Source organism: Neobacillus niacini NBRC 15566 (genome assembly GCF_001591505.1).
Lineage (GTDB): Bacteria > Bacillota > Bacilli > Bacillales > Cytobacillaceae > Neobacillus > Neobacillus niacini.
Genome location: NZ_BCVA01000006.1, coordinates 178090 through 195671, shown reverse-complemented (window position 1 = coordinate 195671; position 17582 = coordinate 178090). Strand labels below are relative to the sequence as shown.

Here is a 17582-nt window from a genome sequence, read left to right as displayed (position 1 = left end):
TTCCAACTGATATTTGTCCTTCATAAGGTCGATGAAAGACAAATCACGAGAGTTTCGAATGAGATTCGTCCTTCATAAGGTTGATGAAAGACAAATCATGTGATTCCACATTGAGATTCGTCCTTCTCATAAGGTTTTGGTGAAAAAAATCAACATCAATCCTTAACACAGCCAATAAAAAAAGCCAAGTTCTGATTTAGAACTTAGCTTTTTGAATTACCCTGAGCTTCGTTGGAGCGTTCGTTGTTTTTCTTTCAACTCTAATGCCATGGTATGCCTTTGCTCGATTATGTGGCTTAATTTCGCTAATAAAAAGGTGATCAATACTGATACAAGAACAAATCCATAAAAACCTGCACCAATGCCAATCCCGACTCCTCCTGCGTAAAACACCATCGCTGCAGAAGTCAATCCTTTGACTTGCAATCCGTCTTTCAATATAAGTCCTGCCCCTAAGAAACCTAGTCCAGAAACGATTTGAGCCGTTAATCGCATCGGATCCATTCTATTATTGATATTAGAACTCCCGAAAACTTCAGCACTATAGATAGAAACAAGAGTAATTAGTGTACAAGATACTGAAACATAAGTGAACGTTTTCAATCCTGCTGGCTTATTTTTAGCACTGCGATCCCAACCGATAAACATTCCGAGTAACGCACTAATAATCAAACGCATATAGACTTCAAAATTCTTAATAAACGTTTCTTCGTACAAGACTCCCAAATGTTCCATTTTGATTCCTCCTTTACAGTCAGTCAAAAGACTGCAGGTTCGGAGAGTCTATAGCCATATTATTCTATTTGCTCTTTAGCAACTAACCACTCTACATCGTTTTCAATTAATAAATTTTCCCAATCTTTTGGATAATCTTCATTCGATATAACCATGTTTATATCTTTAAAGTCTGCTATTTTATAATGGGTTCGTTTCCCAATCTTAGATTGATCCACTAATAGAATTGATTTATCTGAGTGTTCAATTAACTTCTTGGTTACGATTCCTTTTGATGAATCATAACTAGTTACTCCCTCACCCAGTGTTAACCCATCAGCAGAGATAAAATATTTATCAACAAACAAATTATCAAGCATTTGCAAAGTAAATCCACCTGTTACACGATGATGAGTGGTATTAATTTCTCCGCCTAAAATGATAATCCTGCCAGTAAAAATATTTTTCTGAAGTAAATCAATTAGGACGGACAGCGCAGTAATAGAAGGAGTAAAAATGGTTAAGTTTTTCTTTTTTTGTAAACTTTTCGCTAATTGTAACGGTGTACTCCCATCATCAATGGCAATTACATCATTATCGTGAATAAGACTAGCTGCCAATTCCCCAATTCTTTTCTTTGCTTCAGAATTAATTACCTCTCGCTCAGATGTCGAAGGCTCTTCTTGAAAGAACGAAAGATTAATCGCTCCACCATAAACTTTTTTTAATTTTTCCTCTTGAGCTAATTCATCTAAGTATTTGCGGATGGTTTCTGTTGATACATTCAATTTTTCCGCCAACTTACTTACCTTTACTTTCCCGTTGATCTCTAGCTCTTCAAGTATTTTTCTTTTTCTTTCTTCCCCCGCTAATGACAATACTTTCACCCCACTAGTAAATTTCCACTATAGTATATTATACTTGTATTAGTAAATCTTTGCAGTAAAACAAAACAAAACAAATTAAAGTGAAGAAACTATAGTGGAAGATACAAGGAATTTACGGGTGTAATTATACAAGTTTAAGCCAATAGCAGCTCTCTTCCATTGCCGTTAACAAGGATTCGATGTCGCCTTGATATACGTTCCCTATATTGCCGATTCTAAAAGTATCTAAATTAGATACTTTTCCTGGATAGATAACAAAACCTTTTTCTTTTAATTTGTAATAAAATGTTGAAAAATTGAAATTTTCTGATTTTGGATAATAAAATGATGTTATGATTGGTGATTGTAGTTCTTCCGGAAGGATTGGTTCAAAATTAAGCCTGCGCATGCCCTCTGAAAGAATCTTTTGATTATTTTTGTATCTAGCCGCTCTTTTCTCTATTCCACCCTCTTCATCCAGTTCTTTTAACGCTTGGGCAAAGGCTCTCACTACATGAGTTGGAGAAGTAAATCGCCATTTGCCATTCTGTTCCTCCATTGTCTTCCACTGATCGTATAGATCAAGGGAAACTGATCGTGCATTCGTTTTACACTTTTCAAACTCTTCTTTTTTAACGATGGCAAAACCGAAACCAGGAACTCCTTCGATACACTTATTGGCACTACTGATAAGATAATCGATTTGAAGTGAGTCGATATCCATTTCCACACCGCCAAAGCTGCTCATAGCATCGACGATAAAAATACGATTAAACCTTTTAACAATCTCACTTACTTTTGCGATTGGATTGAGCATTCCAGTGGTTGTTTCACAATGAACAATGGCAACATGGGTGATATCTGGATTATTTTCTAGCTGGACTGTTAATTTGTTAAGATCTAATTCTTCCGTCTCTCCGCTTTCTAAAACTACAGTATCAATACCAAGTGTTTTCGAAATTTTCGCGATGCGATGACCATAAACTCCGTTTGCAACCACTAACAGTTTTCCATCATTCGGAAGGACTGTTCCAATAACAGACTCCACACTAAATGTTCCACTGCCCTGCATTAATACAGCTGAGTATTTATCGACTTTCTTTGTAGCATGTTGAACGAGTTTCTCCCTTACCCCTTGGACAATATTATTATAATCATCATCCCAAGTACACCAATCTTTCATCATCGCTAATTTAACAGTATCCGTTGTCGTTAATGGGCCAGGCGTTAGTAATAAATAGGGATTGTTTGTGAACTCTTTTAAATTCATTCTTCTTCTCTCCTCTTACAAAATATTTTTTATTTTAAAATCACTTATGAATAGTGCTTTGAAGTAATTTAGGTTTAATCTGATTTATTTTTGCTTTTTCTTCCTCACTAATCGTCTTCATTAAATTCACACATATTAGAGATATTACTCCGAGCAGCATTAAGTAGATTGCAGCAGGAAGATAAGAGCCTTTAAAAGTTGCCACTAGTGATGTAGCAATTAAAGGAGCGGTTCCACCGAAAATTGCAGCACCTAATTGATAACCAACGGAAATTCCAGTGTAGCGAACTTCTGGTCTAAACATTTCGGAGAACATCGTGCCCAAAACAGCCGTTATAACAGACCACAGTGCATAGCCAATCATAACTGCAATGGTTAATAAAAGAATGGAGCGTTTTGATAGTAAAAAGAAATATGGGATAGAAAATACGATTACACCCAAAGTTCCAGCTATAAAAACCTTTTTTCGTCCAACTCGATCAGATAAATGGCCCATTAAAGGGATCATAACTAGTGAAATAAGGGTCCCAATCGTAATTGCATTTAGTACAGGTCCTTGAGGCATATTCAAATTATTGGTTGCATATGAAATTCCAAATGTAGCAAATATATAGAATGGAGCCGTTTCAATCGCTTTGGCACCAGTTGTTAAAATAACTTCTTTCCAGTGGTATTTAAACGTATCAACAATAGGTAATTTAGATACTGCCCCTTCGTCTTTGGCCTTTTGGAACTCCGGAGTTTCTTCTAATCCGTTCCGAATCCACAAGCCAAGGAAAACCAAAATTAGACTTCCAACAAACGGTACTCTCCAGCCCCATGATAAGAATTGATCGTCAGGCAATAAACTCATGAGAGACATTGTGGCAGTTGCTAAGATCATTCCGACCGCTGCTCCCATCATCGGAATACTTCCAGCAAATCCACGTGATTTTTTCTCCGAATATTCTACTGCAAGAAGCACCGCACCCCCCCATTCACCGCCAACTGCTATTCCTTGGATCAATCTTAATGTAACAAGCAGTATTGGAGCCCATGCCCCTATACTTTCATAAACAGGCAAAAAACCAATTAAGGCTGTGCTTATCCCCATTATCGCCAGAGTCAATACCAAGGATTTCTTCCTGCCAAGCCTGTCACCAATATGACTAAAGATAATTCCCCCTAGCGGACGGAAGAAATATGGAATTCCAAATGATGCCAAGGCAATCAAAAGACCTACCGTTGGATCAAAGTTTGGAAAGAAGAGTTTGTTAAAAACTAATGCAGCGACAGTACCATAGAGCAGATAATCATAGTATTCTATCGAACTACCAATCAGACTAGCAATTAGTGCTTTTACTCTCACCTTCTTTGTTGGTATTTCTGTTGACATTTAAAACTCCTCCTTATCACATGCAAGCTACCATTGGAAGCGCTTCATTTATTTGTAATAAGAATACCATGTTTTCAGACAATTGTGAATAGTTTTTCGATATTTATTTTTATTTTATTGGTTCTTCGGTTTGTTTTAATTTGTTTTACTTTGCTTTACTTTAATTCATTTCACCAAAAATAGTCCAACAATGGATACATAAAAAAACCATCGACATTTATCATGGTTGCCGATGGTCGTGTTTTATTAAATCATTTGACATTATCTCTGCTGCCACGCTTGTGTTCGTTTTCTAATTTTTTTCGTTGCTAGTTCATATACAACTCGAACGATAATATTGGTGAGAACAATGATAATCGACATTGCTGCTGCTGGAGCTGTATCGCCAGCATCGGTCATGTTTACTATTGATATGGAAGCTAGCTTGGTATCAGCTGTATACAAAAAAATAACAGCAGAAATGGTGGTCATTGAATTAACAAAGAGGTATATTCCCATTTCTAAAATGGCCGGTAAAGACATTGGAACTGTGACACTTGCAAAGGTTTTATAAAACGGGATATTCATTGACTCAGATACAGGCTCGAACTCCTTATCAAGCTTTTTCAAAGCCGTTGTTGCAGTAATTAAGTTGACAGAATAAAAATGAATGATATTGGCAATGACAATGATCATGAACGTCCCATACAAAGATTGAAAAGGATTCACAACCGTTATACCAATAAACGGAAGCTGAAATTCAGGTTTATTAAAGAAAAAGATATACGCTAATCCAATTACTAATCCCGGTAATGCCAGTGGTAATATGGAAAGGAAGTAACTTACCTGTCTGGTTAATTTCATAAAACGAGATTTTTCAATTAAGTATGCACCAATAAAAATGACTATCGTGCCCAAAACCGCAGTAATTAACGACACAAAGATGCTATTAAAATATGGTTGGAGCCCGTTACCTGCAACATTTTTGAATGTTAAATGTTCAAACGTTAAGGAAAAATCATATGGCCAGACTTTTACAAGTGCAGCAGCTAATACAGCACCAATAAGAGATAACACTCCAACTGAAATGACCAAACAATAAACAAAGTAAAGCCTATCCCTGAGGTTGTTTTTCTTGATTTGGTAACCTACTGATTTGGAAGAAAACGAGGAACTCTGTTTTCTTTGGATCAAACGGTCCGCAATAAAGGCAATTAATGCAGGAATGATTAAGATAATCCCTACCGTCGAACCCATACTAAGGTTTTGTTGTCCGACTACCTGTTTGTAAATATCTGTAGCCAGGACATTATAATGTCCACCGACAACCTTTGGAGCACCAAAGTCAGTAAAACTTAATATAAAGGCAACAAAAAATGCACTGACTAATCCGTACTTGATACTAGGAACTGTTACCGTAAAGAACTTTTTTAACTTGCTTGCACCAAGTGTATCTGCAGCTTCATAAAGTCTGTAATCAGTAACGGCAATCGCAACCATTAATATGAGGAATGCTTGCGGAAATGTGTAGATTACCTCAGAAATAATAATCCCTATCGGTCCATATAAGTTGATATCTACAGCTAAATTAAGGCCGGTCACTTTTTCAAAAAAGCCGAAGAAACCTGTTGTTATTACACCCTTGTTACCAAACAAATAGATTAGCGCAATACCATGCATCATCGTGGGTGCGAAGAGAGGAAGAAAAGCAATATATTTGAAAAAGGATTTCCACCGTATATTCGTTCTTGTTAAGGCGTAAGCGTAGAAAAATGCTAGCACGACAGAGATAACACCTGTTATAAGAGAGACAGATAAAGTATTATACATTGACTGAACAAGTGAGGGTGTCTGAAAATAATGGATAAAGTTAGCCAGTCCAACAAATTCCCCGTCCTTTTCAAGCGCCACAAATAATAATTCGACTAATGGGAGAACAATTCCAATTATTAGTCCTATGAGCACCAACACAATTAACGCCTTGTGAAGCCATTCCACTTTTCCTGTTTTTTGTCGTATTTTCTTGTTATAAACATTAGAAGGCACTGGTACTTCCGATTGATTTAAGACCTGTTCAGGTTCTATCATTGATCATCACCCCTTCCTTTCTGATACACTGCCAAATACATACTTCGAACTATGATTTTCCCCTTCAAACGATTAGACATGTTCATAAGTTACAAGATGGTTTTGCGGTAATTCAGCCTGTACGATACTTTCCTTTTCAATGTTCATTTTTCTTACGAGGGAAGCCGGAACATCAACCGCTAATAATTCGTCCGCCACTTGATATTTATTTTTATCAAGCATTTGTAAAAATAAACGATAGAAAGCCCCCCGAAATTCCATACCTTTGACTACCGCCTTAACACTGTTTTCAACCTCTTCATTCACAATATAAATATGTTCCGGCCTTATTGCCAAGGATGTTCCCTCATGGGCTAACGTATTAACCGTACCTATAAAATCCGCCACAAAAGGTGTTTTTGGAAATTCATAGATTTCTTGAGGAGTGCCCATTTGTTCAAGTCTAGCATTATTCATGATAACGATTTTATCAGCCATCGTTAAAGCCTCTTCTTGGTCATGCGTAACCATAATGGTTGTAATCTTCAATGTTTCCTGCAGTTTCCTAATCTCCATTCTTAGTTTTAGCCTCACCTTTGCATCTAAGGCAGATAAAGGTTCATCTAGCAGCAAAAAGCTCGGTGATAAAGCGAGTGCTCTGGCAAGAGCAATTCTTTGCTGCTGGCCTCCCGATAATTGTGCCGGGTAGCGGTCCTTAATATGTTCCAAATGGATTAGAGAGAGTGCATCTCTTACTCTCTCATCTATCTCTTTCTTGGGTAGTTTTTTGTTTTTTAATCCATATGCAATATTTTGGTAAGCGGTTAAATTGGGAAACAGCGCGTAAGATTGAAAAACAATTCCAAAGTTTCTTTTGGAGGGGGGAGAATCGGTTATATCTTTTCCCTCTAGGAGTATTTTTGATCCAACATTAGGATCTTCAAGTCCTGCAATAATTCGCAGCAAGGTTGTCTTCCCGCAGCCACTGGGGCCAAGTAAGCAGACAAACTCTTTTTTATTTACGTTAAAATCGATATTTTCCAAAGCAATAAACTTCCCAAATGTTTTCGTTACATTCTGAATTTCCAAAAGTTTTTCCATTAATAGTCCCCTTTCTAACTCTTTTCTTTCAAAATCCAAAGAGTATGTAAGAAAACCTTGCAAGGTTTTTTATTACTAGTTTATGAATCTTGCAAAGTTTCTTAGATTTTTCATTATAAGACTTAAACTAAGTCAGTTTACTCTTTCGGTTCACTCTTCGAATCATATCTTTTTGTCCATTCTTCTAAGATTGATTCTCTTTGTTTTGCCGCCCATTGGAAGTCATTGTCTATTAATTGTTTTTCCAATAGATTGTTTGGGTAACCTTCTGGAAGCGCATTACCCAAATCTATGGAAACAACTGCAAAGTTCTTATTTACTAATTCAAGAGCTTCCTTACTTACCGCCCAATCTAGGAACGTTTTTGCCGCTTCTTTGATTTCGGGTTTTTTTACCAACGTATTTGCTTCCATTTCCCATCCTGAACCTTCTTTAGGAAATACTACTTCTATAGGTGCCCCTGATTCTTTTTCCTTGAAGCTTGGGTAGTCAAAAGAAATACCGATTGGGAATTCTCCCTGTCCAGCTAACTTTGCCGGTTTTGATCCTGAATGTGTATAAATACCGATATTGTCGTGAAGCTTATCCAAATACTCGTAGGCTCCATCCTCACCCATTAGCTGTATTAATGCTGATACTGTCAAAAAACCTGTTCCACTCGAAGCTGGATTTGGCATTGAAATTAACCCTTTATATTTTGGGTCTAATAGATCTTCATAAGATTTAGGAATAGGTAAGCCTTTGTTCTCTAATTCGACTGTATTTACGGCAAAAGTAGCCATGTAAGCGTCGATACCAACCCAGTGAACTGGATCAGCTTTGTCTTTTAACTCAGGTAGAATTTTGTCAATCCCTTTCGGATTATAAGGTTCAAACAACCCTAATTCATCCAATGGCATTAGATTGGTAATTCCTGTACCCCAAACTACATCTGCTATAGGGTTATCTTTTTCAGCTAATAATTTCGCAGCAATAATCCCTGTAGAATCTCTAACTAATTTAACCTCAATTCCAGGATGCACTTTCTCAAATGCCTCTAAATACACGGGAATTTGAGCATCCTCAATTGCTGTGTAAACGGTTATTTCCTGTTTTTTATCCACAGAAGAACTTTTACTGCTGCAACCCGCAGCTAATATGATGGAAATAAGTGTCATGATCAATAATGTAGATACTTTTTTCATTTAAACATCCCCCTTTTATTTAATCTTTTAATCTACCTTTCTTCCTATTAGCAACACTACATTACCCTTCGACTTTGATAACGCTTTCATTATTCTTTTTTTAAGTTTTAAAAAAACCTTTTTTCATTTTACGTTGAAATATGCTTCACTCCTCTTTTAAATATTCTAAAGATTCCTAATATTTAAACTAAATATATAACGTAAATCAAATGAATGCAAGATTTTTTTATTTGTTTTACCTTTTTTCTTTTTGTTTAAATTGTTAGTATTTTGATATTATCGCTCGGCAGCAATTTCTTGAATTGACTGCTCAACGATATCCATAGCATTTTCTAACTCTTGATCTGTAATAATTAGTGGTGGCGCGAGGGTTAAAACATTTCCCTGTGAAACCTTAAAACTTAAGCCTTTTTCCATACATTTATACATAACCTTTTCGGCCTCTAAAATCGCTTTTTCTTTTGAGTGTCGGTCAAGCACCAATTCAACCCCATATAAAAGCCCAATTCCTCTAACATCCCCAATGATGTCGAAGCGCTTTTGTATATTCATTAGTCGCAATTTCATGTATTCACCCAATTTATTAGCCTTCTCAAGTAAGCCATAATCTTCAATATATTGAAGTGTGGCTAGAGCTGCAGCACAACCGATTGAGCTTTTTTCATGTGTGTAGTGTCCTAAAGCAATGTCTTGAGCTACATCTAAGTCATCACGTGCAATCATTGCAGCCATTGGAAACACTCCTCCTCCCAAACCTTTACCTAATAAAACAATATCAGGTGCTATGTCATAATGTTCAAATACAAACATTTTTCCAGTTCGTCCAAGGGCGGTTGGGATCTCATCAAAAATCAATAAAACATTGAAATGATCACAAATTCTCCGTAACCGTTGATGATATTCTTTTGGAGGCACTTGTACATCCGTACACCGTATTGGTTCTACAATTATTGCTCCAACGTCCCCTTCCCGCTGCAAAACATACTCTAGATAATCCAAACCTTTAGAACAACTAGCACCAGAATCCCCAAAGAAACATCTATATGAATTGTATGGCATAATTTGAAGATTACCTGGCATTAGAGGTCCCATTCCGTTGCGGAATATTGCTTCTCCACCGACCGAAATGGCATCCAATGTCGCTCCGTGAAACGAATCCCACATAGAGATAGTTTTATACTTACCAGTCGCTTTCCGTACAAGTTTCAATGCCATGCTTACAGCTGATGTTCCACCTGGGGCAAATAAGACTTTACTTAACCTGCCTGGAGCGAGATGAACAAGTTTTTCGGCTAGCTCAATGGAGATTTTATTTGTATAGCGACGTGGTGAAAATGGAAGTATATCTAGTTGCTCTTTAACAGCTTTGATTACATACTCATTTCCATATCCAATTTGGTGAACACTATTTCCATGAAAGTCCATATACTTTCTGCCATCGATATCTTCAATATAAATGCCATAACTTTTCTCAATTACATTCAGGCAGGGAGTAGACAGCGATTGATGAATAAAATACTCATTGTCTTTTTCTAAATACTGAAAGGAATCCTCACTAAGGTGGTTCTTCTGCCACAGTTGCCGATTTTCAGAAAAGTTTACGTCCCCTTCTGTTCTTAACACTTCATCGTTTAATTTCAATTCAAATCCCCCTTACTCCAAATTACTTAATTCTTAAAGTTTGTTTTAATTTGCTCTTCGTTAGTAAGTTTCCAAACAAACCAACTAAAACAATAAAAAATACTAGTATCATGTTATAACATACAAATTAAAAAGTAAATTAAGTATTCGTAATAATATGAAAATTTTATGTATAGGGACATAAACAATTAAACATTCCTTCATTAAAATAAACCAAAGAAATACAATCTCTTTCTGTTTCACTGTAGGAGTTGCAATAGTCTAATGCATTGAAGATTTCGTAAGTCTTAAGTCTTAGAAAAAATTCAGTCTCCTCAAAACATGAAAAATATGGGATATTTATGGAGCAGGATCAAGAAAATACCCAAATAGAACCAGGAATAAAGGCGGTGTTTGTTTATTCAACTATTAAGACATTGTAAAACTTTTGAAATTTAATGGTAAATAATGGTTAGTATTTACAGAATTATGTTAAGATTCACCTTGGACTTTCTATCTATAGCAAAGGGGAGATATACCTATGTCAATTTTCACGAAATGGGCTTTTCGAAATAAAGCCGCTGTATCCTTAATAACGATATTAGTATTAATTATTGGGGTCGTTAGTTATTTTCGATTACCGATGGAGTTCTTGCCTTCTGCAGACAATCCGCAAGTAACCATTATAACGATGGGGCAAGGAACCGATTCAAAAACAATGGAAAGTGATGTTACTTCACCGATTGAACGTGCGGTAACCGGAATTAAAGGAAAAAATTCAATCTATTCTACAACGGGAGACGGCTTTTCAAAAGTAGATTTATTTTTTGAAGCGGGATCCGACATGAAACAGGCAAAATTAGATGTTCAAGAGGCATTATCAAATGTGGCACTTCCAGCTTACATATCTAAGCCAATCATTTCACAGCTCAATACCTCGATGATTCCCATCTCCAACATAGCTGTAACCTTTAAAGATGGTCTCACAACCGAAAACCTTGAATTGGTAAAAGAAAAAATTGAACCGTTATACAAAGAGATTGACGGTGTTGCTCAAGTTCAGACCTATGGTTTAGTGGATCCTGTTATTTCAATAAAAATTGATAATCAAAAATTAGCCGAGAAACAGGTATCTCTGCAATCGGTGATGGGAATTCTTCAAGGGCAAAACACCGCTGTAGCAGTCGGCGAAAAGAATATTGACGGAAAAACCAGCAATATTAAAGTGATTGGTGACTTATCAAGTCTCGAAAAACTAAAAAAACTGACAGTAGGTCCTAATGTAACGCTCGAGGACGTCGCGTCTATTAAGGAAACAAAACAATCCAATTTTCTTAACCGATTCGACGGAAAAGAAGCACTAAGCATAAGTATCACGAAGGACAGTCATTCAAACGCGGTAACCATTAGCAAAGAAATCGAAAAAGTAACAAAGGAAATAAATAAAAAATACGATACACAAGAATCTACAATCTATGTGGCTTCAGCGGATATGGTTGAAACGTCTGTTCAAACGATGATGAAAGAAGTCCTTCTTGGAGCATTGTTTGCAACAATTGTAATTATGATCTTTTTACGTAATATCCGAACAACGTTTATTACGATCGTTTCCATCCCGCTATCCCTTTGTTTTACCTTGTTCTTATTGTCACGGTCCGGGGTGACATTAAATATTTTAACACTCGGCGGGGTTGCAGTGGCCGTTGGGCGTCTTGTGGACGACAGTATTGTAGTCATTGAAAATATCTATCGTAAAATGCAAACAGAAAAGTTTTCGGTTCAAATGGTGATTGATGCAACGAAACAAGTTGGAGTAGCCATTACGGCCTCCACCTTAACAACGGTTGCGGTCTTCCTGCCAATGAGTTTATTAAACGGTGGACTGCAGGAATTTCTTTTACCATTTGCGTTAACGGTTACCTATTCCCTATTGGCCTCGCTTTTGGTTGCCTTAACATTGGTTCCGTTAATGAGTGCTGGTTTGTTGAAAAGCACCAAACTTCCAGAACATAAACCGGCCGTACGCTTTCCAAAAGTAGTCAAATGGTCTTTGAATCATAAATGGATCGTATTTACGATTTCCCTGCTATTATTTGCCGGATCGATAGGAGCTTACTTCGCTGTACCAAAAGGTGCTGTTGACAATTCTTCTGCGGACTTTATTTCAGCCACCTTGAAATATCCGAATGATACACCTTTTGAAACAGTCAAAGAAAAGGCAATCGAGCTTGAAAATTCAATAGCTGAGATGGATGAGGTTGAATATATGTTTAACCAAGTCGGTTCTTCAGCAGACACTGCTCAATTTGGCCAAATTGGTTCTCCAACCGAAGCAGTCATCAGCATCCTATTAAAAGATAAAGATGACACAGACAAGGTTTTAAAAGAAATTGAAAAGAAAAAGGATGACTATAAGGATGCTGTTTTAGAAGTGGCCACGGCTTCGTTTATGATGGGCGGCTCAGCAACCAATATTACCATCGACGTGGTTGGTGAGAATATCGAGCAACTCGAAAAAACAGCAAACAGTATTAAAGAAACCGTAGCTGATATTGACGGTGTTGAGGAAGTTATCACGAATCAAGATGAAAAGAAAACTGTCTACTCTCTCGTTGTAGATCCTGCAAAAGGTAATACTCAGCAAATCGCCCAGCAGCTTGGGGTCATGTTAAATCAAACACCGATTGGAACCATTACAGTAGATGAAAAACAAACACTTGTCGTTCTGGAATCTTTACTTAACACAAAAACACAAAACGACTTGAAAAACATCCCGATTATGACCGAAAGCGGAATGGTACCGGTCTCTGAGATTGCCACATTAAAACAAACGGAGAGCTCAACCAGCCAATTTCATAAAGATGGAGAGACCTACCTTCGCGTTACAGCAACCGTCGATCCTGCTAAACTCTCAGAAATTTCGACGAAGATCAATTTGGAATTATTCGGAGATCAAAAAGAAATTAAAGGAATGGACATTCCAGATAATGTGGAGGTTCTCGTTGGAGGCGCAAGTGCACAGCAAATGGAGGATTTCACTGACTTATTCTTAACGATGCTTGTTTCGATTGGAATTGTATTCTTGATTATGGTTATCACATTTAAGTCGATTAAAGCGCCAATCGCAATTTTAACCTCCCTGCCGCTTGCTGCCATCGGTGCAATTTTAGGCATCTTAGTCAGCAGGATATCGGTTGATATCACTGCGCTGCTTGGAGCGCTCATGCTGATTGGTATTGTTGTTACAAATGCAATTGTTCTGATTGACCGTGTCAGACAAAATGAAGAAAAAATGACGATACGTGAAGCGATTGTTGAAGCGACAGCTACGAGAATGAGGCCGATTTTAATGACTGCGATCGCTACCATATGTGCAATGATTCCACTCTTGTTTAAAGCATCGCAGAGCGGAAGCTTGGTTTCTCAAAGCTTGGCGGTTGTCGTTATTGGCGGGCTGGCTCTTGCTACCCTCTTAACCTTAATCGTCATCCCATGTGTATATGAACTATTGTATTTTAAAAAATCAAAGAAACAACGAATGGCTGAATCAACTGAGCAGCACATTCAAATGTAAAACCTTATTGATTGGATTCCAAAAATGTAAGTAGACTCGTATACAATTAACATAGCCAAAAACATGCAGAAGGAATATCCAAATGCATGTTTTCGGCTTATTTAGTTTACTACGTTTTATAATAGATTTACATAACATTAACATCTACTTATGATTCTACCTCTAGTGGGGATAGCATATCTGGCTATCATGGTAATTGCCGCAGGTGGAGACTATCCACTTGAAAGGACAATTAGTACAATACAATGGTAAAAAAGTATATTCTTCTTCACCGATCCTTAATCAGCAAAAGTAAATTAACCGGAGATTTTCCGGTTAAATGAAGAATGGAGCTTGTTTGGAGGTAATTAAGAGGAGTTTTTCCGACTATCCAAAGCAAAATCTTCCATTTTTAATTTTTCGAGCCAATAGACGGAATCTCTCCGTTTATTTATGCCTTTTTTAAAGATAATTTCTAATTAAGCGGAATTTTTCCGTCTACTTATATCAGCTCAGGTGCTTAATCTAACCTGATTCAAAATAAAGAAAAAGACGTATACCAATTCATACGTCAATTCTTGTATCTTTTAATAAGAAAGCACCAGAAAAACGGAAGCCTTTATGGTCCACACCAGTCAGTTTCCTCCAAAGGATGTTCTTCTTAAGCATTAACTTCCTTTAAAAGCTGAGTCATTGAATTCAATTTGTCTGACAGCTCCTTAAACCATTCTTCATCTCCGGTGGATAACGCTAAATCAATTAGGAAAAGAATTTGTTCCTTATTGCTGACATTTGCAGCAGGCAGACGTTTAAGCTGGTTGGTTAATAATGCTATTGTTCTGCCATTTATGTCTTGGTTGTCACTTGTCACAATTTTGACCTTTGCGATTCCTTCTAGATTGCTAAGGGATTCAATATAACCAATAATTAATTCACCTGTGTGCAAATTCCCTTTAACCCAATTTCCTGTTTCTAACTTTGGAAAATCATTATTACTCAACATTATTTTTTCACCTGCTTGGAAAAGTATAGTCCTTCTTAATGCTCCATTCATGTTTCACTTACTGTAATTTAATTTATTACAGTTAAACTAAAAAGACACTTATTGGCAGTCTTTTATTGTTTTTTATTGATAAGATCAACAATTTCTTTAATGGTGTAGTCCTTTAAATATTCACCCAGATGGTCTTCAGCACCTAAAAAAATGCTAAACAGGACTCTTTGCATATTTGCCCCCACAATGCACTGATCATTTGATTCAGGACATTTAGGCTGAAGTGCACCTTCCGAGGTAATCTTATAGATGTCCCAGAGAGTAACCTCACTAAGATCTAAAGCAAAGATAAACCCGCCGCCTATTCCTTCTTTTGATTTAATAAATCCATGTTTTTTTAATAAACTTAATACTTTTCGAATACGAACTGGGTGGACACCGGCACTTTCTGCTATATATTCACTAGTTGACATCCGGTCTGGCTGTAATGCAAGTAGAGTTAAACTGTGAATGGCAAGTGTAAAATCACTGTTCATGACCTGCCTCCTATACGTTCATCATTTTTCTATTATAGACATTCCTACTATTATCTATTATATCACTTACTATACTGTAATGATAAACGTTACAGATTGGACACAATGTAACTAATTAGCCGCATTCTGCGAATCAATGTTTACATATGTGCGAAGCCTGCGTGGTAAGAACCTTGTAATTTCGTCCTCGTTATATCCAACCTGTAATCGTTTTTCATCTAGCATGATTGGCCGACGCAACATTTTTGGGTTGTTGGTTATTAAATTATATAAGACATTAAGTGGCAAAGATTCAATATCAACATTCAACTCCTGAAAAACTTTTGAGGTCGTCGAAATAATCTCGTCCGTCCCTTCCTCTGTCAGGCGAAGAATTGATTTAATCTCATCAATCGTAAGTGGTTCAGCTATTATGTTTCTTTCAATATAGTCTATCTGATGTTTTTCAAACCACGCCTTTGCTTTTCGACAAGAACCACAGCTTGGTGTTGTAAATAGAGTTACCATTTTACACACTCCCTTTTTATCATTTATTCATTATCCTATGCTTGCCGCTCATAAATGTAACAAAAATTATTACAGTTCAAAAACAATAAAGCATGTTATTTTCATTTGAACTATTTTTTTCTAAAAAGCTTAACCTTTCATCTATACTGTAATATTAATTTTTACAGTTAAAGAAGTCAACTGTAATTTCATGGTACATGTGCAAATTTATCATCATGAAGTGTATTGTCGAGGTTTATTTTACCATTCTGTTCTAGAAAAAGTAGAACAGATGTGTTATAATAAATATAGAACAGATTGGAGTGGAAAGTAAATGATCATTGTAATTGAACCCGATTCTGACGTCCCCATTTATGAGCAAATTTGCAATCAAATTATGGAAGGAATTGCTCGAGGACAAATAAAGCCAGGCCATTCACTGCCTTCTGTAAGGGTATTTGCTTCTGACCTCGGTGTAAATATGCACACCGTTAATAAAAGCTACCACCTATTAGAGAAAAAAGGAATTATCACGATTGTTCCTAAATCAGGTGCGGTTATCTCCTCTCCTCAGGATTTCAATGAATCCTCTTTCAATCGGTTAAAAGATGAGTTTAAGCCCCTTATTGCTGAATCTCTTGTCGTCGGTATGACCCATCAACAAATCCAGAACCTTGTCACCTCTATTATCGAAGACTTTACGAAAAATCAAAAATAGGAGGAACTACTATGACTTTGGCTATTTTTCTCTTTATTTCCATTATTTTAGCTGGCATTCAAACAGCCATTCCTTTTTTAGTAAAACGGACCATCATCTTTGGTATTACTGTCCCAGAAAAGCACATAAAAAATGAACAATTATTATCCTATAAAAAAAACTACACCTTTATCGTTGCCCTTGTTTCTGTTATCGCTCTAGCCAGCTATGTGCTTTGGGTTCTAGTAAGTAATCCAGTCGAAGAAAAAACCGTGTTAATCGGAACCTTTATCCAATTTGGCATTATTCTTTTCAGCCTGTCCCTTTATTTTTACTATCACGGAAAAACACTTCAATTAAAAAAGAAGCAGAACTGGATGGAACAGTTAAAGCAAGTTAAAGTTGCAGATTTATCCGTACGGTCTCAGGACGAAATGCTTTCTTGGTATGTATTTTTACTTCCTATAGTGATGACAGTTGGTGTAATCGTTTATACCATTTTCCAATACGACCTTCTGCCTAATCAAATTCCAACTCACTGGGGAGCAAATGGCAAAGCCGATCGCTTTACGGAGAAAACGCCAATATCTGCCATCTCTCTGCCGCTAACACTTTTAGCTATGCAAGTCATGTTCTTAGGAATCAATATTGGAAAAAGTAAGTCGGGAATCCAATTAAGTGCAACGAGTTTAAACGCATCGCGAAATCGCCAATTAACATTACGGAAAAATTCAAGCTGGCTGATGTTTGGAGTTAGTTTTTTGCTAACCATCATGTTTAGTTTTTTCCAATTAACAACGATTCACCCTGATTTGTTTGCTGGAACAGCTATGATGGCGGCGCCCATTATTTTCCTTGTCATCCTGTTAACGGGAACGATTATTTTTGCTGTTAAAGTGGGGCGTGCTGATAAACAATCCGTCGGTGAGCAGAAAGAGGACATAACGGATTACGACGAAGATTCTTACTGGAAAGGTGGACTCTTTTACTTCAACCGAAATGATCCTTCCATTTTTGTAGAAAAACGCTTTGGCGTTGGCTGGACCCTCAATTTTGGCAATCCAATCGGTTATATTATCGTTTTTGTGCCGCTTGTTGTCATAATAATATTATCAAATCTGTAAGCTTAGAGTATAAAAC

Annotated in this window: 14 protein-coding genes; 3 read left to right on the top strand and 11 right to left on the bottom strand. The window is 36.8% G+C overall.

From position 1 onward, the window contains the following. Positions 1-216: 216 nt before the first annotated feature. The 8 genes from BANA01_RS08215 to BANA01_RS08180 all read right to left on the bottom strand — a co-directional run bounded on the left by BANA01_RS08215 (position 217) and on the right by BANA01_RS08180 (position 10197). Entirely contained in the window at positions 217-735 is a 519-nt protein-coding gene (locus BANA01_RS08215; RefSeq protein ID WP_063252535.1) for an MgtC/SapB family protein, read from the bottom strand. 59 nt (positions 736-794) lie between these two features. Continuing rightward, positions 795-1592, bottom strand: a complete 798-nt coding sequence (locus BANA01_RS08210; protein WP_063252533.1) for a DeoR/GlpR family DNA-binding transcription regulator — start codon at positions 1590-1592, stop codon at positions 795-797. 133 nt (positions 1593-1725) lie between these two features. Further along, on the bottom strand, positions 1726-2850 hold the full coding sequence (gene phnW / locus BANA01_RS08205) for a 2-aminoethylphosphonate--pyruvate transaminase (protein ID WP_034677244.1): 1125 nt from the start codon (positions 2848-2850) through the stop codon (positions 1726-1728). Positions 2851-2890: 40 nt separating this feature from the next. Further along, a complete protein-coding gene (locus tag BANA01_RS08200) occupies positions 2891-4225 on the bottom strand; it encodes an MFS transporter (RefSeq protein ID WP_052106450.1) in 1335 nt (444 codons plus the stop codon). Between the two features lie 261 nt (positions 4226-4486). After that, a complete protein-coding gene (locus BANA01_RS08195) occupies positions 4487-6292 on the bottom strand; it encodes a putative 2-aminoethylphosphonate ABC transporter permease subunit (protein WP_082799433.1) in 1806 nt (601 codons plus the stop codon). A 72-nt stretch (positions 6293-6364) separates the two neighbouring features. Continuing rightward, positions 6365-7372, bottom strand: coding sequence for an ATP-binding cassette domain-containing protein (locus BANA01_RS08190; RefSeq protein ID WP_063252531.1), 1008 nt, complete (start codon positions 7370-7372; stop codon positions 6365-6367). Positions 7373-7509: 137 nt separating this feature from the next. Beyond that, positions 7510-8556: a putative 2-aminoethylphosphonate ABC transporter substrate-binding protein gene (locus BANA01_RS08185; RefSeq protein ID WP_034677240.1), complete on the bottom strand. Its 1047-nt coding sequence runs from the start codon at positions 8554-8556 to the stop codon at positions 7510-7512. 276 nt (positions 8557-8832) lie between these two features. After that, entirely contained in the window at positions 8833-10197 is a 1365-nt protein-coding gene (locus tag BANA01_RS08180) for an aspartate aminotransferase family protein (RefSeq protein WP_034677242.1), read from the bottom strand. Positions 10198-10717: 520 nt separating this feature from the next. Here BANA01_RS08180 and BANA01_RS08175 point away from each other — a divergent pair. Further along, positions 10718-13750: an efflux RND transporter permease subunit gene (locus BANA01_RS08175; RefSeq protein ID WP_034677228.1), complete on the top strand. Its 3033-nt coding sequence runs from the start codon at positions 10718-10720 to the stop codon at positions 13748-13750. A gap of 640 nt (positions 13751-14390) precedes the next feature. Here the strand turns inward: BANA01_RS08175 and BANA01_RS08170 are convergent. The 3 genes from BANA01_RS08170 to spxA all read right to left on the bottom strand — a co-directional run bounded on the left by BANA01_RS08170 (position 14391) and on the right by spxA (position 15766). Next, the gene (locus BANA01_RS08170) at positions 14391-14732 is read right to left on the bottom strand and encodes an IDEAL domain-containing protein (RefSeq protein WP_034677230.1); all 342 of its coding nucleotides are present in this window, start codon (positions 14730-14732) and stop codon (positions 14391-14393) included. A gap of 113 nt (positions 14733-14845) precedes the next feature. Continuing rightward, on the bottom strand, positions 14846-15259 hold the full coding sequence (locus tag BANA01_RS08165) for an RrF2 family transcriptional regulator (protein WP_034677232.1): 414 nt from the start codon (positions 15257-15259) through the stop codon (positions 14846-14848). Positions 15260-15370: 111 nt separating this feature from the next. Then, positions 15371-15766, bottom strand: a complete 396-nt coding sequence (gene spxA, locus BANA01_RS08160) for a transcriptional regulator SpxA (RefSeq protein WP_034677234.1) — start codon at positions 15764-15766, stop codon at positions 15371-15373. Between the two features lie 313 nt (positions 15767-16079). Between spxA and BANA01_RS08155 the strand changes: the two genes are divergently transcribed. Then, entirely contained in the window at positions 16080-16463 is a 384-nt protein-coding gene (locus BANA01_RS08155) for a GntR family transcriptional regulator (RefSeq protein WP_034677236.1), read from the top strand. 11 nt (positions 16464-16474) lie between these two features. Then, the gene (locus tag BANA01_RS08150; protein ID WP_034677238.1) at positions 16475-17566 is read left to right on the top strand and encodes a DUF1648 domain-containing protein; all 1092 of its coding nucleotides are present in this window, start codon (positions 16475-16477) and stop codon (positions 17564-17566) included. Positions 17567-17582 lie beyond the last annotated feature (16 nt).

What these genes read in the sequence shown, in the direction of transcription:
- BANA01_RS08215 (WP_063252535.1), bottom strand. Translation starts at nt 735, where the DNA reads ATGGAACATTTGGGAGTCTTGTACGAAGAAACGTTTATTAAGAATTTT.
- phnW (WP_034677244.1), bottom strand. Translation starts at nt 2,850, where the DNA reads ATGAATTTAAAAGAGTTCACAAACAATCCCTATTTATTACTAACGCCT.
- BANA01_RS08200 (WP_052106450.1), bottom strand. Translation starts at nt 4,225, where the DNA reads ATGTCAACAGAAATACCAACAAAGAAGGTGAGAGTAAAAGCACTAATT.
- BANA01_RS08195 (WP_082799433.1), bottom strand. Translation starts at nt 6,292, where the DNA reads ATGATAGAACCTGAACAGGTCTTAAATCAATCGGAAGTACCAGTGCCT.
- BANA01_RS08190 (WP_063252531.1), bottom strand. Translation starts at nt 7,372, where the DNA reads ATGGAAAAACTTTTGGAAATTCAGAATGTAACGAAAACATTTGGGAAG.
- BANA01_RS08185 (WP_034677240.1), bottom strand. Translation starts at nt 8,556, where the DNA reads ATGAAAAAAGTATCTACATTATTGATCATGACACTTATTTCCATCATA.
- BANA01_RS08175 (WP_034677228.1), top strand. Translation starts at nt 10,718, where the DNA reads ATGTCAATTTTCACGAAATGGGCTTTTCGAAATAAAGCCGCTGTATCC.
- BANA01_RS08170 (WP_034677230.1), bottom strand. Translation starts at nt 14,732, where the DNA reads ATGTTGAGTAATAATGATTTTCCAAAGTTAGAAACAGGAAATTGGGTT.
- BANA01_RS08165 (WP_034677232.1), bottom strand. Translation starts at nt 15,259, where the DNA reads ATGAACAGTGATTTTACACTTGCCATTCACAGTTTAACTCTACTTGCA.
- spxA (WP_034677234.1), bottom strand. Translation starts at nt 15,766, where the DNA reads ATGGTAACTCTATTTACAACACCAAGCTGTGGTTCTTGTCGAAAAGCA.
- BANA01_RS08155 (WP_034677236.1), top strand. Translation starts at nt 16,080, where the DNA reads ATGATCATTGTAATTGAACCCGATTCTGACGTCCCCATTTATGAGCAA.
- BANA01_RS08150 (WP_034677238.1), top strand. Translation starts at nt 16,475, where the DNA reads ATGACTTTGGCTATTTTTCTCTTTATTTCCATTATTTTAGCTGGCATT.